Raw genomic sequence first — 21,804 nt, 5'->3', positions numbered from 1 at the left:
AACCGGCCGGAGTGCACGCAGCAAATCATGCTGCGCAGGCCACCCAAAACGGTCGATTCGTATCGTGAGGGCGGCCCGAATCGGGACAACCGGCATTTTGGCGATGCTTAAATGAATTGCATGTGAACGACGCCGCGCCCGCCACCAGCACGCGGGTGCGGCGGGATTGAACAACCACGCTGGACCCAAGACCCCACTTTCCACAGTCAGGAGCAGTTCGGATGAGCGACGATATCGACAATGGCGGCAAGGGCGGCTTCACGCGCCGCGACATGATGAAGGTCATGGCGGCGAGCGGCATGATGGCCGCCGGCGCCGGCGGACTGCTGATGACCCCCGGCGCCGCGTTCGCCGCGCCCGCGCCGAAGCGCGGCGGCAAGATCCGGGTCGCGAACGAAGCCGGTTCGACGGCCGATACGCTCGACCCGGCCAAGGGCTCGACGGGCGCGGACTATACCCGCTTCTTCATGTTCTACAGCGGCCTCACGCAGCTCGATGCGAGCCTGACGCCGCAGATGAACCTCGCCGAATCGCTGCAGACGACCGATGCGAAGACCTGGATCATCAAGCTGCGCAAGGGCGTCACGTTCCACGACGGCAAGCCGGTCGGCCCGGCCGACGTGGTGTTTTCGCTGATGCGCCACAAGAACCCGGCCACCGCGTCGAAGGTCAAGACGCTTGCCGAACAGTTCACGGATGCGAAGGCGAGCGGCCCCGACGAAGTCACGTTGACGCTCGCCAGCGCGAACGCCGATCTGCCGGTGATCCTCGCGACGCCGCAGCTCGTGATCGTCAAGGACGGCACGACCGACTTCTCGACCGGCATCGGCTGCGGCCCGTACAAGCTGAAGTCGTTCAAGCCGGGCGTGTCGACCGTCGGCGTGCGCAACGACAGCTACTTCAAGCCGGGCAAGCCGTATCTCGACGAGATCGAGCTGATCGGCATCAGCGACAGCGCCGCGCGCCTGAACGCGCTGCTGTCGGGCGACGTGCACCTGATCAACGCGATCGATCCGCGCTCGACGCAGCGGGTCTCGTCGACGCCGGGCTACGCGCTGAAGGAAACCAAGTCGGGCCTCTATACCGACCTGATCATGCGCAGCGACAACCCGATCGTCTCGAGTCCCGATTTCGTCGAAGGGATGAAGTACCTGTTTGATCGCGAGCAGCTCCGCACCGCGGTGTTCCGCGGCTACTCGGTGATCGGCAACGACCAGCCGATTCCGCCGGGGCACCGCTACTTCAACGCGTCGCTGCCGCAGCGGCCGCACGATCCGGACAAGGCGAAGTTCCTGCTGCAGAAGGCCGGTGCGCTGGGCGCCACGCTGCCGCCGATCTATGCGACGTCCGACGCGAACGGGTCGATCGAAATGGCCGTGCTGCTGCAGCAGGCCGGCCAGAAGATCGGGCTGAACCTGCAGGTCAACCGCGCGTCGCCCGACGGCTACTGGTCGAACCACTGGATGAAGCACCCGCTCACGTTCGGCAACATCAACCCGCGCTCGAGCGCCGACGTGCTGTTCACGCAGTTCTTCAAGTCGGATGCGCCGTGGAACGAGTCGGGCTGGAAGAACGCGAAGTTCGACCAGTTGTTGCTCGCCGCGCGCTCGGAAACCGACGACGCGAAGCGCAAGCAGATGTACGGCGACATGCAGGTGATCGTCGCGCAGCAGGGCCGGGTCGGCATTCCGGCGTTCATCAGCTTCCTCGACGGCTACGACAAGCGGCTCGCGGGCCTCGGCTCGATCCCCACCGGGCCGATGATGGGCTTCACGTTCGCCGAGAACGTGTGGTGGAACGCATGACGTTGTGGCTGGCCGCCGTCGCGCGGCCGGTGCGGGCCACCGCGCCGGCCACGCGCGGGCTTTTCAGGAGTGCTTCTCCATGAACCGAATTCTCATCGGGCTGATCGGCCGGCGCATCGCGGTCACCGCGCTGACGCTGCTGATCGTGTCCGCGATCATCTTCACGATCACGAACCTGCTGCCGGGCGACGCCGCGCAGGCCGCGCTCGGCCAGTCGGCGACGCCGGAGACGGTCGCCGCGCTGCGCCAGCAGTTCGGTCTCGACATGCCGGCGCACGTGCGTTACGTGCACTGGCTCACCGGCCTGTTGCACGGCGATTTCGGCCGGTCGCTGTCCGGCGACATGCCGGTGTCGGAGCTGATCGGCGGGCGCCTGCCGAAGTCGCTCACGCTGGCGGCGATCACGACCGCCGTGTCGGTGCCGATCGCGCTGCTGCTCGGGATCCTCGCGGCCGTCAAGCGCGAGTCGGTGATCGACCGCGTGATCAGCCTCGGCACGCTGTCGCTCGTCGCGACGCCGGAATTCCTGATCGCGACGGTCGCCGTGCTCGTGTTCGCGGTGAAGCTGCGCTGGCTGTCCGCGCTGTCGTACAGCGGCCCGATCGAAAGCCTGCACGATTTCCTGCGTGCGTACGCGATGCCGGTGCTGACGCTGTGCGCGGTCGTGATCGCGCAGATGGCACGCATGACGCGCGCCGCGGTGATCGAGCAATTGAGCGCGTCGTATGTCGAGATGGCCGTGTTGAAGGGCGCGAGCCCCGCACGCGTCGTGCTGCGCCATGCGTTGCCGAACGCGATCGGCCCGATCGCCAATGCGATCGCGCTGAGCCTGTCGTATCTGCTCGGCGGCGTGATCGTCGTCGAGACGATCTTCAACTATCCGGGCCTGGCGAGCCTGATGGTCGACGCCGTCAGCAACCGCGATTTCCCGTTGGTCCAGGCGTGCACGCTGATCTTCTGCGTCGCTTACCTGACGCTCGTGCTGTTCGCCGACCTGTGCTCGATCGTGTCGAACCCGCGATTGCGCACCTGAGTGTTTCGTCTTCCTTCCGAGATGCCGCCCATGCAACCGATCGAACCCGTACAACGCAGCAGCGCGCTGCCGCCCTCCGGCGACCCGCCCGTGGGGCGGGGCAGCGTGCCGCCTGCCGCGCCTGCGCCCGACCAGCCGCGCAAGCGCCGCGCCGTGCGCATCGCCTTGACCGCCGGCGGCCGCGTCGGCCTGTCGATGGCCGGCCTGATGCTGTTCGTCGCGGTGTTCGCGCCGCTGATCGCGCCGCATGACGTCGGCACGATCGTCACGCCGGACGTGTTCGCGCCGTTCAGCGCGAAGCTGCCGTTCGGCTCCGACTTCCTCGGCCGCGACATGCTGAGCCGGATCCTGTACGGCACGCGGCTGACCGTGCTGCTCGCGCTCGCCGCGGTGCTGCTCGCCGCGGTGACCGGCACGACGCTCGGGCTGCTCGCGACCGTGTCGGGCCGCGCGGTGGACGAGACGATGAGCCGGCTGCTGGACGCGCTCACGTCGATTCCGTCGAAGATGTTCGCGCTGATGTTCGTCGCCGCGTTCGGCTCGTCGCTGCCGCTGCTGGTGCTCACCGCCGCGGTCAGCTACATGCCGGGCTCGTACCGGATCGCGCGTGCGCTGGCGGTCAACATCAGCACGCTCGAATTCGTGCAGGTGGCGAAGGCGCGCGGGGAAAGCGCGCTGTACATCGCGTGCGTCGAGATGCTGCCGAACATGATCCACCCGATGCTGGCCGACACCGGGCTGCGCTTCACGTTCGTCGTGCTGCTGCTGAGCGGCCTGAGCTTTCTCGGGCTCGGCGTGCAGCCGCCGTATGCGGACCTCGGCTCGCTCGTGCGCGAGAACATCGCGAGCCTCGGCGACGGCTCGGCCGTCGCGATCATGCCCGCGGTCGCGATCGCGATCCTGACGGTGGGCGTCAACCTGTTGATCGACGGCTTGCCGCATCGCGGCCGCCGCAAGGGCGCGGCCGGCGCCGCCGGAGGACACTGATGCGACACGAATCGAACCCGCTCGTCGAGGTGCGCGGGCTGCGCGTGGTCGGCGGCCGGCCGGGCGGCGAGGAAACGACGATCGTCCACGGCGTCGACTTCGAGATCGGGCGCGGCGAGGTGCTCGCGCTGATCGGCGAATCGGGCTCCGGCAAGACGACGATCGCGCTGTCGCTGATGGGCCATGCGCGCGCCGGCTGCCGGATCGCCGGCGGCTCGGTGAAGCTCGACGGCACCGACGTGTGCACGCTTTCCGCGGAGGCGCTGACCGCGCTGCGCGGCCGCAAGGTCGCGTATATCGCGCAGAGCGCGGCCGCCGCGTTCAACCCGTCGCGCACGATTCTCGACCAGGTGATCGAGAGCGCGCTGATCCACAAGACGCTGACGAAGCGCGACGCGCAGGCGAAGGCGGTCGAGCTGTTCCGCGCGCTCGCACTGCCGGAGCCGGAGACGATCGGCAAGCGCTATCCGCACCAGGTGTCGGGCGGTCAACTGCAGCGGCTGATGGCCGCGATGGCGCTGATCACCGATCCGGAGCTGGTGATCCTCGACGAGCCGACCACCGCGCTCGACGTGACCACGCAGATCGACGTGCTGCAGGCGTTCAAGAACGTGATCCGGCGCTACGGGATGAGCGCGGTGTACGTGTCGCACGACCTGGCCGTGGTCGCGCAGATGGCCGATCGCATCGTCGTGCTGAGCGACGGCGTGATCCGCGAGGCGGGCGACACCGAACAGATCCTGCATGCGCCCGCGCACCCGTACACGCAGAGCCTGATCGCGGCGGTCACGCCGAACGATGCCGAACGCGACGCGCAGGCGCTAGCACAGGAGCCGGCCGCGCCGGCGCCGCTGCTCGAGGTGCGCGGCGCGATCGCCGGCTACGGCGGCCGTACCGCGAAAGGCTGGCCCGCGAAGGTGATCCTGCACGAAGTCGACCTGCGCATCGGGCGCGGGCAGACGGTCGGCGTGATCGGCGAATCGGGCTCCGGCAAGACGACGCTCGCGAAGGTGATCGCGGGCCTCGTGCCGGCGACCGGCGGCGCGATCCTGCTCGACGGCGAGCCGCTCGCGCGCGATATCGTCAAACGGACGAAGGAGCAGCACCGCCGCGTGCAGATCGTGTTCCAGAACGCCGATACCGCGCTCAATCCGGTGCATACCGTCGAGCGCACGCTCGCGCGGCCGCTTGCGTTCTATCACGGGATCAAGGGCGCGCGTGCACGCCAGCGTGTCGCGGAGCTGCTCGAACTCGTGCGGTTGCCGCCGGCGGTCGCCTCGCGGCGTACCGGCGAGCTGTCGGGCGGGCAGAAGCAGCGCGTGAACCTTGCGCGTGCGCTCGCGGCCGAGCCCGACCTGATCCTGTGCGACGAGGTCACGTCGGCGCTCGACACCGTGGTCGGCGCCGCGATCATCGAGCTGCTGCGCGACCTGCAGGCGAAGCTCGGCGTGTCGTACGTGTTCATCACGCACGACATCGCGAAGGTGCGCGCGATCAGCGACGACATCGTCGTGCTGTATGCAGGCCGCCGCGTGGAGACGGGCAGCCGCGACGCGCTGTGCGCGCCGCCTTATCACCCGTATTCGCATCTGCTCGTGTCGTCCGCGCCGGAGCTGCGCGCGGGCTGGCTCGACGATGCGACCGAGCGTTGCCATCGGCCGCTGGTGCCGATCGGCGAGCGCGAGAACGAGGCCGAGCTGTGTCCGTTCCTGTCGCGCTGTGCGATGCGCGTGGACGGCGTGTGCAACCGCACGGCCCCGTCGTTGCGCACGCTCGGCAACGGCGCGCAGGTGCTGTGCCATCGCAGCGAGGAGGATCTCGCGCGCTTCCAGGCGGAGCCGGTGCCGGCAGGCGGCACGACGGTGCAGCCGGTCCGGCTGTAATGCGTGCCGTCGTTCGTTCATCGCACCCGCCCGCGCCGGCGCTCGACGTTGCGCATAGTGTGCTGCGGCAGGCGCGCAAAACGGCAAATGACGCGTGTGGCGCGCGCGAATACGCGGCAACTGCGCTTTTTGATGGTGATCAAATGATTCTCATTGGACGGTCGCCGATCGTCGTCGCCGGAATACGCGAGAAGAATTCGATGAAACTGGAATCGTACTGGCTGGACACTCGTCCCGCGTTTCGCGCCGGCAGTGAAGGGCCGGTCGAAGGGCGCGCGGACGTGGTCGTGATCGGGGGTGGTTTCACCGGCTTGTCGGCGGCGCTCGCGCTTGCGCAGCGCGGCGTGTCGGTGGTCGTGCTCGAAGCCGCGCAGGTCGCCGGCGAAGCGTCCGGCCGCAACGGCGGCCAGTGCAATACCGGTGTCGCGCAGGATTATGCGTCGCTGGCCGCGCGGATCGGCGTCGAGCAGGCGAAAGCGTTCTACCGCGCTTACGCAAGCGCGGTGAAGAGCGTCGAGACGATCGTCGCCGACCACGCGATCGACTGCGATTTCCGGCGCGCCGGCAAGCTCAAGCTCGCCGCGAAGCCGCAGCATTTCGCGGGGCTCGAAAAGACCTTCAACGCATTGCGGCGTGACGTCGATCCGGACATCGAACTGATCGAGCCGTCACGCATCCGCGACGAAGTCGACTCCGACGGTTTCTACGGCGGGCTCCTGCAGCGCAACGGTGCGCAGATGCACATGGGCAAGTTCGGCGTCGGGCTCGCGCAAGCGGCCGTGCGTGCCGGCGCACGCGTGTACGAGCACGCGGCCGTCACGCAGCTCGACCGGCTGGACGGCGAGCGCCACCGGATCACCAGCGCCCGCGGCACGATCGTCGCCGACCGCGTGCTGGTCGCGACCGGCGCATCGCAGCACGGGCCGTTCGCGTGGTTCCGGCGACGCATCGCGCCGGTCGGCAGCTTCATCGTCGTGACCGAGCCGCTGCCGGATGCGCAGTTGAACCGGCTGTTCCCGCATCGCCGTGCGTACGTCACGTCGCGCCAGATCGGCAATTACTTTCGCGTGACGCCCGACAACCGGCTGCTGTTCGGCGGCCGTGCGCGCTTCGCGATGTCGAGCCCGCGCTCCGATGCAAAAAGCGGCGACGTCCTGCGTGCGGGCATGGCCGGCTATTTCCCGGAACTGGCGAACGTGCGGCTCGACTATTGCTGGGGCGGCCTCGTCGACATCACCGCCGACCGGCTGCCGCGCGCGGGCCAGCACGACGGCCTCTATTACTCGATGGGCTACAGCGGCCACGGCGTGCAGATGTCGGTGCACATGGGCCGCGTGATGGCCGACGTGCTGTATGGCGCGGCCGCGTCGAACCCGTGGCGCGAGCTCGAATGGCCGGCGATACCGGGCCATTTCGGGCACGCGTGGTTCTTGCCGCTCGTCGGCGCGTATTACCGGATGCAGGATTTCCTGCATTGAAGCGAGCGCCGGGAGAATTCGATATGACAGTGCAATTCATTGGCTCGGTTGGCTCGCCGCGTGGCGCGCAGCCCGTGTCGCCCGCGATCGGCGACGTGCTGCGCACGATCGATGCATCGTTCGCGCAGCCGCTGAACCTGGACACGCTCGCGGCGGTGGCCGGGCTGAGCGTGTCGCGTTTCACCGCGCGTTTTCGCAGCGAAACCGGGCTGTCGCCGCACCGGTATCTGTGTCTCGTACGGATACGGCGGGCGCAGGACCTGTTGCGCGCCGGTCTCGCGCCGTCGGTCGTCGCGACCGACGTCGGCTTCTTCGATCAGAGCCATCTGTGCCGGCATTTCCGGCGCGTGCTCGGGATCACGCCGCGCGATTACGTGGTCGCCCGAACGGGCGGCGCGCCGGTGCGAACGCCATCGACGCGCGTGCGCGCCGAACGCCGCGAAGCGTCGTGTCATGCGGCGTAAGCGCACGCATGGACGACATGCCCCGTTGAGGATGTCCGGCACAAGCGCCGGCGAACGACGATTTCCGATATCGCGTGACCGCTTTCGAGCGAATCCGTCACGCACTGCACAGGAGCAGAAATGACCGCAGTTTTCGTGTTGCACCGGGCCGACGGCGCACCGTCTTCCACCGCATTCCGCAAGCAGGCGTTCGGCGCGAGCGATCCGTTCGCGTCGCATCGCGAGATGGCGTGGGAAGGCCCCGACGCGATGGCCGCGGGGCGGATCGTTTTCGTCGGCGAACTGGACGTGGCGAGCTTTCCGCACATCGAAACCCTGGCCGTCATCCAGGGCGAGCTGACGCTCGAAGCGGCCGGGGCCGCGCCGCTGGTGGTCGGCCCGGGGCAAGGCGCCGTCATCGGCGCCGGCACCGCACTGCGCATCGTCGCGCAATCGCCGGTACTGCTGACGTTCTGCGCGGCAGCGTGCGCGCAACCGACGAAACGCGGCGTCTTCGAGCTGCGCGCCGACGCCGACTTCAAGCCGTCCGCCACGCTGCCGGCCGAGGCGCTGCTCGGCCCCGCGCCGCAATGCCGCAGCGACAACGTGTTCACCGACGACGGCGCCGGGTACTGCGCGGGCACCTGGGATTCGACGCCGTATCACCGGATCGTCCGGCCGCATCGCGCGAACGAGTTCATGTTCCTGCTGGACGGCGGCGTCCGGTTCGCGGCGCCCGACGGCAGCGTGCAGTCGCTCGGTACCGGCGACGCACTGTTCGTGCCGCGCGGCGCGTCGATCGGGTGGGAAAGCAGCGAACGCGTGGCGAAGTTCTACGTGATGCAGAACGTCAAACCTTCCACCGAACGAGACTGAGCATGTCCCCTCCGCTGCGCCATATCGAAACCTTGTCCACGCCGCCGGCCGCGGCCGATGTCGTCGTGATCGGCGGCGGCATCATCGGCGTGTTCACTGCCTACTACCTGGCCCGCCGCGGCATCTCGGTCGCGCTCGTCGAGAAGGGGCGCATCGGCGCCGAACAGTCGAGCCGCAACTGGGGCTGGTGCCGCCAGCAGAACCGCGATGCGCGCGAGTTGCCGATGGCGAGCAAGAGCATCGACCTGTGGGAACGCTTCGCGGCCGAATCCGGCGAAGACACCGGCTTTCATCGCTGCGGGCTGCTGTATCTCAGCAATGACGAGGCCGAGCTGTCCCGCTGGGCGAGCTGGGGCGAATTCGCGAAGACCGCCGGCGTGACCACCTACATGCTCGACAGCAAGCAGGCCGCCGAGCGCGGACGGGCGACCGGGCGGCAGTGGAAGGGCGGCGTGTTCTCGCCGACCGACGGCACGGCCGATCCGGGCAAGGCCGCGCCGGCCGTGGCCGCCGCGCTGATGAAGCTGGGCGGCAGCGTCCATCAGCACTGCGCGGCGCGCGGCATCGAACTCGAGGGCGGCCGGGTTGCCGGTGTCGTCACCGAGGCCGGCGTCATCAAGACCCGCACGGTCGTGATGGCCGGCGGCGCCTGGGCGTCGTCATTCTGCCGCCAGCTCGGCATCCGGTTTCCGCAGGCGTCGATCCGTCAGTCGATCCTGAGCGTGTCGCCCGTCGACACGCCGCTGCCCGATGCGATGTACACGTCCGGCGTGTCCGTCACGCGCCGCAGCGATGGACGCTACGCATTGGCGATCAGCGGTCGCGCGCGGGTGGACCTGACGCCGCAGTTCCTGCGCTTCGCGCCGCAATTCGTGCCGATGTTCGCGAAGCGCTGGCGCAACCTGCTGCCGGGCGGCTTCGAAGGCGTGCGCGGCGGCCATGAAACGCTGAAGCGCTGGCGCCTCGACGCGCCGACGCCGATGGAGGCCGTGCGCATTCTGGATCCGAAGCCCGACATGCCGACCGTCACTGAAACGTACCGCCGCGCGGCCGAACTGTTGCCCGAGCTGCGCGAAGCGAAGATCACGCACGCGTGGGCCGGGTTCGTCGACAGTACGCCGGACGGCGTGCCGGGCATCGGCGAAGTGCCGGGCGTGCCGGGGCTGATCCTCGCGGCGGGTTTTTCCGGGCACGGCTTCGGGATCGGGCCGGGCGCCGGGCACCTGATCGCCGATCTGGCGTCCGGTGCGCAACCGTTCGTGGACCCGGCGCCGTACCGGCCCGGCCGGTTCAGCGAGTCCGCGTGGGGCAAGGTCGCGGATTTCTGATGCAACGCCGTCACGTGGATGAGAGGCCGCCTGTTTCCGACGCGCATCGAGCCGGACCGCCCGCGAGTGGCCGGAGCGGTGCGGTGAACGTTCGCCGGCCCGGCAGTGCGGTGCGACAGCTTGGGAGTGCCTGATGCGTTTCAGTTCGTACTGGCTCGATACGTCGGAGCCATTCGTGAGCCACTCGACCGAGTTTCCCGACGGCGGTTGCGACGTCGTGGTGGTCGGCGGCGGGATCACGGGATCGGCCGCCGCGCTGGCGCTGGCCAAGAAGGGCGCGCGCGTGATCGTCTGCGAGGCGGGCACCGTCGGGCAGGCGGCATCGGGTCGCAACGGCGGCATGTGCAACAACGGCTTCGCGCAGGATTACGCGTCGTTGTCGCAGCGCATCGGCACGGAACTGGCGAACCGGCTCTATCTGGCGTTCGACGCGGGCGTCGACACGGTCGAGCGGCTCGTCAACGAAGAGTCGATCGATTGCAATTTCGCCCGCACCGGCAAGCTGAAGCTCGCGGCGAAGCCCGAACACTACGACAAGCTCGCGCGCAGCCAGGCTTTGCTCGCGGCGAGCGTGGACCCCGACACGCGCCTCGTGACGAAGGCCGAGCTGCGCGACGAGATCGGCTCGGATCGTTATCACGGCGGGCTGCTGTTCGGCAAGAGTGCGGGCATGCATGTCGGCCGTTATGTGCGCGGCCTCGCGCGCGCCGCCCAGGCGCGCGGCGCGCACATCGTCGAGCAGGCGCCGGTGCTGGGCCTGAAGCGGCAAGCGGGCGGCGCGTATGCGGTGCAAACACCGCGCGGCGAGATCCGTGCGCGTCAGGTGCTGCTCGCAAGCGGCATTTCGCACGTCGGGCCGTTCGGCTGGATTCGCCGCAGGGTCGTGCCGGTGGGCGCCTTCATCATCGTCACCGAGCCGTTGCCGCGCGAGTGGCTCGACCGCTTGCTGCCGACGCGCCGGATGGCCACCGACACGAAGAACTTCGTCAACTTCTTCCGTACGACGCCCGACGGCCGTCTGCTGTTCGGCGGGCGCGCGCGGTTCGCCACGTCGAACCCGCGCTCGGACGAAAAGAGCGGGGCGATCCTGCGGCATCAACTCGCCGCCGTGTTTCCCGAGCTGGCCCGCGTGCGCATCGACTATTGCTGGGGCGGGATGGTCGACATGACGGCCAACCGGCTGCCGCGCGCGGGCGAGCGGGACGGCGTTTACTACTCGATGGGCTATAGCGGCCACGGCACCCACATGGCCACGCTGATGGGCACGTTGATGGCGGAAATCATGGACGGGCGCGCGGAACTCAACCCGTGGCAAGGCTTCGACTGGCCGGCCATTCCCGGGCATTTCGGCAAACCGTGGTTCCTGCCGTTCGTCGGCGCCTGGTATCGACTCAAGGACACTCTCCAATGAATTCCCCTGTTGTTCACCTGATGCAAGCCGGCAGGCTCGATCGCTTCTTCATCGACGGCGACTGGGTCGTGCCCGATGGCAGTGACCGGTTCGCGGTCGTCAGCCCGTCCACCGAAGACACGCTGGGCGAGATCCCGCTCGGCAGCGCACGCGACGCCGACCGCGCGGTGCAGGCCGCGCGCCGCGCGTTCGAGCGCTGGTCCGCGACGTCACCGCGGGAACGCGCCGCGTTGCTCGACCGTGTGCATGCGCTGATGCTGGAGCGTGCCGAACTGTTCGCCACGGCGCTCGCGCTGGAAATGGGCGCGCCGATCGGCTACGCCCGCGGCGCGCACGTGCCGCTCGCGGCCGAACATATCCGCGTCGCACGCGACAACCTGGCGAACTACGCGTTCGTCAGGCAACGCGGCACGACCGCGGTCGTGCGCGAGCCGATCGGCGTATGCGCGCTGATCACGCCGTGGAACTGGCCGATCTACCAGATCACCGCGAAGGTCGGGCCGGCGCTCGCGGCAGGCTGCACGGTGGTGCTGAAGCCGAGCGAGCTGTCGCCGCTCAGCGCGTTGCTGTTCGCGGAAGTGATCGCCGATGCGGGCGTGCCTGCCGGCGTATTCAATCTCGTGAGCGGCAGCGGCGACACGGTCGGCGCCGCGCTGTCGTCGCACCCGGAGGTCGACATGGTGTCGATCACCGGATCGACGCGTGCCGGCGTGCTGGTCGCGCAGGCGGCGGCGACGACCGTCAAGCGCGTCGCGCAGGAGCTCGGCGGCAAGTCGCCGAATATCGTGTTGCCGGATGCGGACCTGTCGCGGGCGATCGCGCCGGGCGTGGCCGCCGCGTTCCGCAACATGGGGCAGTCGTGCAGCGCGCCGACCCGCATGATCGTGCCGCGCGCCGCGCTCGGCGCGGTCGAGGAACTGGCCGTCGCGGCGGCGCGCACGCTGGTCGTCGGGGATCCGTTCGCCGAGGCCACGACGCACGGGCCGCTGGCCAACCGTGCGCAGTTCGGGCGGGTCGCGCAGATGATCGACGCGGGCATCGACGAACGCGCGAAGCTGATCGCCGGCGGCCCCGGCCGGCCTGCGGGGCTCGAGCGCGGCTTTTACGCGCAGCCGACGATTTTCTCCGACGTGCGCACCGACATGACGATCGCGCAGCAGGAGATCTTCGGCCCGGTGCTCGCGATCCTGCCTTACGACACCGTGGAAGAAGCGATCGCGATCGCGAACGACACGGTCTACGGGCTCGGCGCGCACGTGCAGGGCACCGACAAGGCGCAGGCCCGCGCGGTGGCCGCGCGTATCCGTGCAGGGCAGGTGCATCTGAACTACCCGGCATGGGACCCTCAGGCGCCGTTTGGCGGGTACAAGCAGTCGGGCAACGGCCGCGAGTACGGGATCGAAGGGATGGAGGAGTATATGGAGATCAAGTCGATCGTCGGCTTTTACGACTGACCCGGCCGCCGCGCGCGATCGCGCCGGCGGTACAGTTGGAAGCCCGCTACTTTTCGAAGGTGCCGAAATTGGAATTGGATAACCCCGTCATTCCCGACCCGTTGCTGGAAGCGCATCACGCGCACTGGGCGAAGCTGCGCCGCGATCTGCATGCGCATCCCGAATTGCGATTCGAAGAACACCGGACGGCCGATGTCGTCGCGAGCGAGCTCGAAGCGCTCGGCTATGAGGTATCACGCGGGCTGGGCGGCACGGGCGTCGTCGCGAGCCTGCCCGGCGCGGATCCTGCACGCGGGATCGTGCTGCGCGCCGATCTGGACGCGTTGCCGATCCACGAAGCCAACGACTTCGCGCATGCGTCGTGCACGCACGGGATCATGCACGCGTGCGGCCATGACGGCCATACCGTGATGTTGCTCGGCGCCGCACGCGTGCTGAAGGAACTGCCGCAGTTGCCCGGCAGCGTCCATTTCGTGTTCCAGCCGGGCGAAGAGGGCGGCGCGGGCGCGCGCAGGATGATCGACGACGGGCTGTTCGACCAGTTCCCGACGGAAGCGGTATTCGGTATGCACAACTGGCCCGGGCTGCCGGCCGGCCATTTCGGGTTGCGCACCGGGCCGATCATGGCGGCCGGCTCGCGCTTCAGAATCACGGTGACGGGCAAGGGCGCGCACGCGGCGCAGCCGCACCTGGGCATCGATCCCGTGCCGCTCGCATGCTCGATGGTGCTGCAATGTCAGACCATCGCCGCGCGGCACAAGGATCCGGTGGATCCCGCAGTCATCTCCGTCTGCATGTTCCATGCGGGCACCACGGACAACGTGATTCCGGACACTGCCGAGCTGCGCGGCACGATCCGCACGTTGTCGTCGGCGTTGCAGCAGAAGCTGCAGCGCGACGTGCGGCTCGCGTGCGAGGCGTTGGCGAGTGCCTATGGTGCGCAGGTCGACGTGGAGTTTTTCCAGTATTACCCGGCGACGGTCAACACGCCGGCCGAGACGGCGCTGTGCGAAGCGGTGATTCGCGACACGTTCGGCGACGCGCGCGTCGACCGCGACGTGCCGCCGAACATGACGTCCGAGGACTTCGGTTTCATGCTGGAGGAGCGGCCGGGCGCTTACGTGCTGATCGGCAACGCGCAGGACGGCGCGAGCGCACCGGCGCTGCACCACCCGAAATACGACTTCAACGACGAGATCATTCCGGCCGGCGTCCGCTATTGGGTTGCGTTGGCGCAGCACTACTTCGCGCGATCGCGATGATGCGCGACGCCGGCATTGAAGTCGGGCCGTGGCGCGCGACGACACTTTTATAAGAATTGCTTGATGAAACAGGAAAACGATATGAAGGATTCCGACACGATGCCGGCGGTTCGCTACCGGCGCTTCACCGCCGCGGACGTCCCCGCGGCCCATGCGCTTACCGTCGCGCTTCGCTGGCCGTTCAGGGCGGAAGACTGGCAGTTTTCCGCGGACACGTCGACCGCGTTCGCGGCCGAGGAAAACGGCGTGGTGATCGGCACGGCGATGTGCTGGAAGTACGGTGCCGATCGCGCCGCGATCGGGCATGTCATCGTGTCCGACGCGCATCAGGGGCGAGGCATCGGCCGCAAGCTGATGGAGCTGCTCATCGACGAATTGGGGCCGCGCGTCACGTTCCTGCATGCGACGCCGGCCGGCCGACCGCTGTACGAGAAGCTGGGTTTCAACGTGTGCGGCTCGCTGGGCCAGTATCAGGGGAACGTGGTGCGGCCGGCCGACGTGGTTCTGCCAGAAGGCGTGCGGCTGTGCGCCGGAACGCCGGCCGACTGGCCGCGCCTCGTCGAGCTGGACGCGCGCGCGTCCGGCCTCCAGCGCGATGCGTTGATGGCCGCGCTGTTCCAGCGCGGTGAAAGCGTCGTGCTCGAACGCGACGGCGAGGTGGTCGGGTTTTCGGTGCTGCGGCGCTTCGGGCGCGGCGACGTGATCGGCCCGGTGGCCGCACCGCGCGCAAGCGACGATGCGTATGCGAAGGCGCTCGTCAGCCATTGGCTGACGCAACGGGAAGGTGAGTTCGTCCGCATCGACGTACCGGACGGGACCAGTCTGCCGGACTGGCTGGCCGAACAAGGTCTGGCGCGGGTCGATACGTGTTCGAAGATGGTGCGCAACGCGTCGGCCGCAGCGCACGAAGGGCCGGCCGATCCGGCCTTCGGACAGTACGCGCTCGTCAGCCAGGCGATGTTGTAGCCCGCGGGATTGCCTCGCGCGCCCGGCCCGGCGTTGCCGGGCCCAGGCGGCGATCGCTTTACTTCACCGGGGTGAGAACCGGCGCGCCCTTGTTCTTGAGCAGCATCACGACGAATTTCGCCGGCTTCGTGCTGCTGGCGTTTCGTCCGACCGTGTGCACGTCGTCCGGTCCTTCATGGTACGTGTCGCCGGCATGGAGCGTGACCGTTTTCCCGCCGTTCAGGCCCATCACGATGCTGCCGTCGAGCACGTAGACGAAGGCGTGAGCATCGTGGCGATGCACGGGATCGACGGCCCCGGGCGGATAGTCCACGACGATCATTTCCACTTCCTTGCCCGGATACTCGGGCAACGGTTCCGTGGTCAGTTGCGTCACCGTGGCGTGCGGGGCGGCGGCGGCCGGCTGAACGGGGGCCAGGAGCGACAGCGCGAGCGGTGCAAGCGCGAGCATGAGGCGTTTCATGTCGTTACTCCAGGTTGGCCTTGTCGAGCCCGAACATCTTGTCGAACGAGCCGGGCACGACGCGGAAGGCGACGTTCAGCCGGTTCCAGCAGTTGATGGCGCCCACGAGGAAGGTGAGATCCGACAGTTCCTTCTCGGAATAGTGGCCCCGCACGCGTTCGTAGAGCTCGTCGGGCACGCCGTGCGACGGGATCTGCGTCAGCGCTTCGGTCCAGGCGAGCGCGGCGCGCTCGCGCGGCGAGAACAGCGTCGACTCGCGCCAGATCGCGACGTGATGCAGGCGCAGTTCGCGCTCGCCGTGGATCTTTGCCATCTTGGTGTGCATGTCGACGCAGAACGCGCAGCCGTTGAGCTGCGACGCGCGAATCTCGACGAGCTCGCGGATCGGCGTCTCGATCGTCGTCTTCTGAAACAGCCCGTCGAGTTCGACGAGCTTCTTGGTCAGCTCCGGCGATTGCTGGAAGTAGTTGATACGTTGCGTCATGATCGGTTCTCCTGAAATGTGGAATCGCGACTGCCGGCCCTGCATGTGGCGCCCCACGCACGGCCTGCCTGACAGCATCGTAATCGCGGGCCCCGCGGGCCAGTAGTGCCCGGCAGGTGCGCATTCTGTTGCCGCTTCGGCACCAATCCATGTCGGGGGCGCGGTCGATCTCAACCGCAGCGGGAACGCGCACGGTTCGCTACAGCGCGATGATCGTGTCGCCGCACGGCGCGCCTGCGTGTTCCCCGAGCATCGCCCTGAGATCGCGCTCGATCGTGCCGCACAGCGTCGAAATGGGCACGTCGTTCGCGCCGCCTTCGAACGGGTTCTCGGTGCTTTCGCCGACCTGATCGAGCGAGGTGTACATCCACGACACCGCGACACTGCACGGCACCACCAGCCAGACCATGTAGCCGTGCATGAAACCGCTCACGCCGTCGTTCAGCCGGTTGAACTCGTTCAGCAAACCGAACGGCAAAGACAGGCAGAAGAAGCGGACGAACAGCGAGCTGACGGTCGCGTACTGGCGCGGATACGGGAAATTCTTGAAACGCTCCGCGCGCGACTGGAGATCGGTGAAATCCCCGATCGTCTTGTGCAGGTCCATGTAGAAGCTCGTATCGAGGCGGCCGGCCGTGTGCAGCATCGCGAGGGTGCGGCGTTGCAGGCTCAGCACGAACGTCGCGATGGAAGCGGACGCGCACGCCTGTGCCGCTTCGGGCGGTGACAGGTACGCCGGGAGCAGTTCCCGGATGTCCTGTTCCCACTCCGGCACGCGATAGAACCGGCGGTACTCCGCGTTGTAGCGCTTGTTCGTGCTTTCCCAGACGCGCGGGCGGCGCAAGTCGTAGCGCAGCGCGGTGAGCCACGCAAGGTGGCGATGGACGAGGGTTCGCGCGATCTCTTCGTCGCCGACGAAGTCCTGCACGACCTGCCCCCAGCGACGGCTTTTGCTCAGGATGCCGATCCAGATGTCCAGCGCGTCCGTGGCGCGGTTGTACGTCTGGACATTCTTGAAGCCGACGATGAACGACGTCGCGGTGCCGAGCAGCGCCACGATCGTCAGCGGGAGCGACAACCATCTGACCGAAAAGAACGTGTACAGGACGACCGGGACGGTCCCGAAAGCGAGGAGCTCGTAGACTTTCCAGCGCGTCCAGATCAGGAATTCCGCCAGCTTGTAGGATTTTCCGAGATGCATGTCTTTGGCCTCATCGAGGACTAGGCGTGTCGCGAAACGCGCAGCGGGGCGGCCACGCACGAGGCGACGGCGGCGAAGGTCGCCGCCGCCGCACGACGCACGTCGGGTCAGTCGACGACGGTCACGAGATTGACGGCGCCTTGCCTGGCCATCTTGGCGTACGGGCACAGGCGCTCCGCGGCGCGCACCCGCTCTTCGGCGACGCTGCGCTCGACGCCGGGCATCCGGACGCGAACCTCGAAGATCAACGCATGACCGCCGTCCATCGGATCACGGCCGAACGCAACCCGGACCTCCACGACGGTCTCAGTTGGCGCCGCGCCCGCGCGTTGCTCGAGCAGGTTCAGGGCGCCGTGAAAGCACGCGGCGTAGCCGGCGGCGAGCAGCTGTTCGGGATTGGTGCCGCCGCCCGGGCCGCCGAGTTCGGCGGGCAGGCGCAGCTCGAGGGCAAGGCTGCCGTCGTCGGAGCGAACGACGCCCGACGCGCGGCCGTGTCCCGTCTCGCCGCCGGTCACGGTGACGCTCGTCGTATAGAGCGGCTGAAACGCGTGGCCTCGATACCGGTCGAGGAGGGAAAGCGGAGGGGCCTGGAGCTTCTTGTCGTCCATGATGCGTGCTCGAGTTCAGCGCCGCTTCGATTCCCGGTCAGTCGTGTGTCGAAGCGTGGGGCGAACGGGGCGGCGCGGCCCCGGGCAGATAGCGTGCGCCAGGCACGCGTGGCGCGAACGATCGCACGACTCCTGTGCGGCGATCTTCCGGTGCGGTGCGATCCCTGGCGGGTCTCCGGGAAAAGACGCCTCCATGCTAGAGGAGCACGATCGGCCACGGTATGGCCGTCCCGGGCGATTCAATGTTTCCCTTCGGGCACCAATCGGGATCGTGACGCGACGCCCGGCCGTTGCGCGCCGCGCGTCAGCGGTCCAGGCAGGCGCGCAGCGTTCGTGCGTGACGCTGCGCTTCGTCCGCGTCGACGATGTTCGCGAACCCGATGACGAGGCCGCGCGGCGTTTGTCGCGTGTGGCTGTTCGTATACCAGATCGACAGCGGCAGGACCGCCAGGCCGGCGACGCGCGCGCGGGCAGCGACGGCGACGTCGTCGACCGGTCCGTCGGGCCCGTCGGTGAACTGCACCGCGAACTGGATGCCGCCCGCCGGCAATTCGACGATCATCCGCTCGCCGAACGCCTGCCGCAGCGCGTGCACGATCAGCATGCGGCGCTCGCCGTACAGCGCGCGCATCCGCTTCAGGTGCCGCGCGAAGTGCCCCTGCTCGATGAAGTCGGCGAGGGCGGCCTGCAGGAGAGGCGGCGAACCGGCATTCATGCTGCATGCCACGCGCTCGACCCGCTCCACCGCGCGCTCGGGCACGACCGCGTAGGCGAGCCGCAGGCCGGGATACATCGCCTTGCTGAAGGTGCTGCAATAGATCACGTGATCGCGTCGGTCAAGGCTCTTCAGCGCCGGCAGCGGGCGGCCGAGATAACGAAACTCGCTGTCGTAGTCGTCCTCGACGATCCACCCCGACGTCCTGGCGGCCCAGTCCAGCAGCGCGATGCGGCGGGACAGCGACAGCGTATGCCCGAGCGGGCTCTGATGCGACGGCGTCACCAGCGCGAAGCGGGCCTGCGGGTCCAGTTGCATGCCGCGCGCGACGTCGATCCCTTCGTCGTCCACCGGCACGGGGACGAGCTGCACGCCGGTCTCGGACAGGAAGCCGCGGGCGAGCAGATAGCCGGGATCCTCGAACCACACGCGGTCGTTCGCCCGTGCGAGGCTGCGCAGCATCAGTTCCAGCGTGGCGCGGTAGCCGCCGGTGACGAAGACCTGGTCCGGCACGCAGGTCACGCCGCGCGACAGCGTCAGATAGGTGGCGATGTGTTCGCGCAGCGGCCGGTAGCCGGCGGGATTCGGATAGCCGAGCAGCGCGCGTTCGCCGCTGCGTGCGCGCAGCGACACGAGCCGGTGCCAGACCTTGCGCGGAAACGCATCGAGCGCCGGGAGCCCGGGTTGCAGCGGGCTCGGCTCGCCGCTCAGCGCGACGGCGATCGGCTGCGGGCGCCGCGGAGGCTGGAGGTCGGCGGGCGGGGTCGACGGGGCTGACCGGGCCAAAGGCGCCGAAGGAGCCGGCGTCGACGCCGGCGGCGGGGCCGCCGGTTCGCCGGGCCGGTTCGGCGGGGTACCGGTGCGCGGCGGCGACGCGCGGGTCAGCGAGATCGGCAAGGACGGCGAGACGAACGTGCCTGCCGCGCCGCGCATCTGCAGATAGCCCTCGTCGACCAGGATCGTATAGGCCTGTTCGACGGTGCCGCGCGCCGTGTTCAATTGCGTCGCCAGGCCGCGCAGCGCGGGTACGCGGTCGCCGGGGCGCAGGTGGCCGGCGGCGATCGCGGCCCGGAACCGCTCGCAAATCTGCAGATAGAGCGGCAACTGGTGCTGCCGGTCGATTTCAATGGTCAGCGGAAGAGTGGGCTCAGACATCGCGGCTTCTCAGGTAACGCACGCAGGGACAGGATCGGATCCAGCTTGGACTAGTCCGATCGCCGATTCTTGGCACTGATGGATAGGACATGATTCTTCCACAATTGCGTCACGCGATGCGACGGACATGACCGCCACCTCCGGATCCGGCACCCGTCACGCCCGGTCGCATTGCCGTCAAATTAAATCGTCAGGAGATTGTGCGATGAAAATCGTTGTCATCGGTGGTTCGGGCCTGATCGGCTCGCGTGTCGTCACGCTGCTCGCCGAAGCGGGTCATCAGGCGCTGGCCGCCTCGCCGAGCACCGGCGTCAATACCGTCACGGGAGAGGGCCTGGCCGAAGCATTGACGGATGCGGATGTCGTGGTGGACGTCGCGAATGCGCCGTCGTGGGAGCCGCAGGCGGTACTGGACTTCTTCCGCACGGCGGCACGCAATCTCGGCAAGGCCGAAGTGGCCGCGGGCGTGCGCCATCACGTCGCGCTGTCGATCGTCGGCTGCGACCGGATGCCGGAGAACGGCTATTTCCTGGCCAAGGTCGCGCAGGAGCAGGCGATCGAAGCGGCGGGCGTGCCGTACACGATCGTGCGCGCGACGCAATTCATGGAATTCATCGGCGGCATCGCGGACTTCAGCACGCAAGACGGCACGGTCCGCATCGGCGACGGCCTGTTCCAGCCGATCGCCGCGGAAGACGTGTCGGCGCTCGTCGCGCAGATCGCGCTTGGCGGGCCGCAGAACGGCACGGTCGAGATCGCGGGCCCGGATCGCGCGCCGTTCGCGGAGATCGTCGCGCGCTACCTGAAATCGGTCGGCGATCCGCGCGCGGTGGTGACCGACCGCGAAGCCCGCTACTACGGCGGCCGCGTCGAGGAAACCTCGCTGGTGCCGCTCGGGAAGGCGCGACTCGGCCGCATCGGCCTCGACGCGTGGCTGGCGCGAGGCTGATTCGCGTTCGCACATGTGACGGTTCGCAGGCGCCCGCGGATCGCGGGCAATCGGGATGATTGGCATGGGGGCAGCGGAAAATGAATCATTCGGAACCATCGGAGTACAGCGTGCGGCGCGACCTGGCCGGTCGCGCCAATGCCCTGTCGGCGAGCTTTGGCGCGAGCTATGCGGGCATCCTGGCATTCGTTGCCGTGGCGAGCGAGGGCAGCTTCACCAAGGCCGCCGAACGGCTCGGCGTCGGGCGGCCGGCCGTGAGCCGGAACGTCCAGAAGCTCGAGGCGCAACTGAGCACGCGGTTGTTCCAGCGAACCACGCGCACGACCGAACTGACGTGCGAGGGCCGGCGCTTCTACGAGAACTGCCATCAGGGCGTCGCGCAGATCGTGGAAGCCATGAACGACATGCTCGAGTTGCGGCAGGGGCCGCCGCGCGGCCTCATTCGCATCAGCTCGGCCGTGGGCTTCGGCAGGAAGATCGTGGCGCCGCTGCTGGCCAAATTCGCGGACGCGTACCCGGACATCGACATCGACCTGCTGCTCGACGACCGGCCGATCGACCTGGTGTCCGAGCGGATCGACGTGTCGTTCCGCAACGGGCGCATCGAGGATTCCAGCATCATCGCGCGCCAATTGATTCCGATGCAGATGGCACTCTGTGCGGCGCCGTCGTACGTGGCGACGCACGGGCTCCCGCAGAGCCTGGAAGATCTCGACCGGCACGCGTGCATCAATTTCAGGTTCGCGAGCGGACGCCTGTTCGAATGGGAGTTCAATGTCGACGGCCGCCCGCGGAAGTACCTGCCGACCTCGCGCCTCACGTTCAACGACGCGGACCTGGTATTGCGCGCGGTGCTGAACGGAGCGGGCATCGCACAGTTGGCGGGCTACCAGATCCGCGACCATCTCGCATCGAAGGCGCTCGTCGTCGCGCTGGCGAAGCATGTGCCGGAAGATCGCGGCCATTACATCTGCTATCTGAGCCGGCAACACCTGCCGACGCGCATCCGCATCTTCGTCGATTTCATGACCGAGCAGATTCGCGCGCTCGACCTGAACTGCATGACGCAGTTCAACCGGGATCTCACGGTTGCTTCGTCGCCGGGATTGGCGGCTTGAAGAATAAAGGGCTTGGGGGAAGCGGGCGGTCCGGCGGCTTGCATGGACATCTTCCACCGGCCACGATTTTTTCATCGATCGAAGCAACGACGAACCACGCAGGGCAAGTCGAGTGCGCAAAGCCACCTGCCGAATGATCGATAAAGTGTTTTAATGAATTGGCGGTTTATTCAATGTCGCGCAAT

The 21,804-nt window shown here is 68.1% G+C and carries 19 protein-coding genes; 14 read left to right on the top strand and 5 right to left on the bottom strand.

The window, feature by feature from the left end:
- Window positions 1–221: 221 nt before the first annotated feature.
- From QZM35_RS26595 to QZM35_RS26540, 12 genes are all read left to right on the top strand, one after another.
- Complete coding sequence (locus QZM35_RS26595) at window positions 222–1,805, top strand: ABC transporter substrate-binding protein (protein WP_089429372.1); 1,584 nt, start codon at window positions 222–224, stop codon at window positions 1,803–1,805.
- A 79-nt stretch (window positions 1,806–1,884) separates the two neighbouring features.
- Window positions 1,885–2,838: an ABC transporter permease gene (locus tag QZM35_RS26590; protein ID WP_089429373.1), complete on the top strand. Its 954-nt coding sequence runs from the start codon at window positions 1,885–1,887 to the stop codon at window positions 2,836–2,838.
- Window positions 2,839–2,868: 30 nt separating this feature from the next.
- Window positions 2,869–3,825, top strand: coding sequence for an ABC transporter permease (locus tag QZM35_RS26585; protein ID WP_089429374.1), 957 nt, complete (start codon window positions 2,869–2,871; stop codon window positions 3,823–3,825).
- Window positions 3,825–5,708: an ABC transporter ATP-binding protein gene (locus tag QZM35_RS26580; protein ID WP_301777124.1), complete on the top strand. Its 1,884-nt coding sequence runs from the start codon at window positions 3,825–3,827 to the stop codon at window positions 5,706–5,708. The genes QZM35_RS26585 and QZM35_RS26580 overlap by 1 nt, the downstream gene beginning before the upstream one ends.
- Before the next feature lie 143 nt (window positions 5,709–5,851).
- A complete protein-coding gene (locus tag QZM35_RS26575) occupies window positions 5,852–7,186 on the top strand; it encodes an FAD-binding oxidoreductase (RefSeq protein ID WP_301777123.1) in 1,335 nt (444 codons plus the stop codon).
- A 23-nt stretch (window positions 7,187–7,209) separates the two neighbouring features.
- Window positions 7,210–7,650: a helix-turn-helix domain-containing protein gene (locus QZM35_RS26570; protein ID WP_089429376.1), complete on the top strand. Its 441-nt coding sequence runs from the start codon at window positions 7,210–7,212 to the stop codon at window positions 7,648–7,650.
- 120 nt (window positions 7,651–7,770) lie between these two features.
- Window positions 7,771–8,505 (top strand): cupin domain-containing protein, encoded by a 735-nt coding sequence (locus QZM35_RS26565; protein WP_089429377.1) that lies wholly within the window; start codon window positions 7,771–7,773, stop codon window positions 8,503–8,505.
- A 2-nt stretch (window positions 8,506–8,507) separates the two neighbouring features.
- On the top strand, window positions 8,508–9,833 hold the full coding sequence (locus QZM35_RS26560) for an FAD-binding oxidoreductase (RefSeq protein WP_089429378.1): 1,326 nt from the start codon (window positions 8,508–8,510) through the stop codon (window positions 9,831–9,833).
- A 133-nt stretch (window positions 9,834–9,966) separates the two neighbouring features.
- Window positions 9,967–11,244, top strand: a complete 1,278-nt coding sequence (locus QZM35_RS26555; RefSeq protein WP_301777122.1) for an FAD-binding oxidoreductase — start codon at window positions 9,967–9,969, stop codon at window positions 11,242–11,244.
- Window positions 11,241–12,698: an aldehyde dehydrogenase family protein gene (locus QZM35_RS26550; protein WP_301777121.1), complete on the top strand. Its 1,458-nt coding sequence runs from the start codon at window positions 11,241–11,243 to the stop codon at window positions 12,696–12,698. Before QZM35_RS26555 ends, QZM35_RS26550 begins: the two co-directional genes overlap by 4 nt.
- 74 nt (window positions 12,699–12,772) lie before the next feature.
- Window positions 12,773–13,960, top strand: a complete 1,188-nt coding sequence (locus tag QZM35_RS26545) for a M20 aminoacylase family protein (protein ID WP_089434161.1) — start codon at window positions 12,773–12,775, stop codon at window positions 13,958–13,960.
- A gap of 81 nt (window positions 13,961–14,041) precedes the next feature.
- Window positions 14,042–14,926: a GNAT family N-acetyltransferase gene (locus QZM35_RS26540; protein ID WP_301777120.1), complete on the top strand. Its 885-nt coding sequence runs from the start codon at window positions 14,042–14,044 to the stop codon at window positions 14,924–14,926.
- A 58-nt stretch (window positions 14,927–14,984) separates the two neighbouring features.
- On the opposite strand, the gene QZM35_RS26535 is transcribed toward QZM35_RS26540, so the two are convergent.
- The 5 genes from QZM35_RS26535 to QZM35_RS26515 form a co-directional block, all read right to left on the bottom strand.
- Window positions 14,985–15,389: a cupin domain-containing protein gene (locus QZM35_RS26535; protein ID WP_089429382.1), complete on the bottom strand. Its 405-nt coding sequence runs from the start codon at window positions 15,387–15,389 to the stop codon at window positions 14,985–14,987.
- A 4-nt stretch (window positions 15,390–15,393) separates the two neighbouring features.
- Window positions 15,394–15,873 carry a carboxymuconolactone decarboxylase family protein gene (locus QZM35_RS26530; protein WP_046546535.1) on the bottom strand — a complete coding sequence of 160 codons (480 nt, stop codon included), beginning with the start codon at window positions 15,871–15,873 and terminating at the stop codon, window positions 15,394–15,396.
- Between the two features lie 199 nt (window positions 15,874–16,072).
- A complete protein-coding gene (locus QZM35_RS26525; protein WP_301777119.1) occupies window positions 16,073–17,074 on the bottom strand; it encodes a bestrophin family protein in 1,002 nt (333 codons plus the stop codon).
- Window positions 17,075–17,181: 107 nt separating this feature from the next.
- Window positions 17,182–17,682, bottom strand: coding sequence for an Ohr family peroxiredoxin (locus QZM35_RS26520; protein WP_174971204.1), 501 nt, complete (start codon window positions 17,680–17,682; stop codon window positions 17,182–17,184).
- Between the two features lie 304 nt (window positions 17,683–17,986).
- A complete protein-coding gene (locus QZM35_RS26515) occupies window positions 17,987–19,552 on the bottom strand; it encodes a PLP-dependent aminotransferase family protein (protein WP_174971201.1) in 1,566 nt (521 codons plus the stop codon).
- A 205-nt stretch (window positions 19,553–19,757) separates the two neighbouring features.
- On the opposite strand from QZM35_RS26515, the gene QZM35_RS26510 reads away from it, so the two are divergent.
- Together QZM35_RS26510 and QZM35_RS26505 are read left to right on the top strand one after the other, a co-directional pair.
- Window positions 19,758–20,501 carry an SDR family oxidoreductase gene (locus QZM35_RS26510; RefSeq protein WP_089429386.1) on the top strand — a complete coding sequence of 248 codons (744 nt, stop codon included), beginning with the start codon at window positions 19,758–19,760 and terminating at the stop codon, window positions 20,499–20,501.
- Window positions 20,502–20,581: 80 nt separating this feature from the next.
- Window positions 20,582–21,619: a LysR family transcriptional regulator gene (locus QZM35_RS26505; RefSeq protein ID WP_089434167.1), complete on the top strand. Its 1,038-nt coding sequence runs from the start codon at window positions 20,582–20,584 to the stop codon at window positions 21,617–21,619.
- The last annotated feature ends 185 nt before the right edge of the window (window positions 21,620–21,804 follow it).

This window comes from Burkholderia sp. AU45274, assembly GCF_030482505.1.
In the GTDB taxonomy this organism is placed as follows: Bacteria; Pseudomonadota; Gammaproteobacteria; order Burkholderiales; family Burkholderiaceae; genus Burkholderia.
The sequence above is the reverse complement of the archived record's forward strand: the minus strand, read 5'-3'. Positions and strand labels throughout refer to the sequence as shown.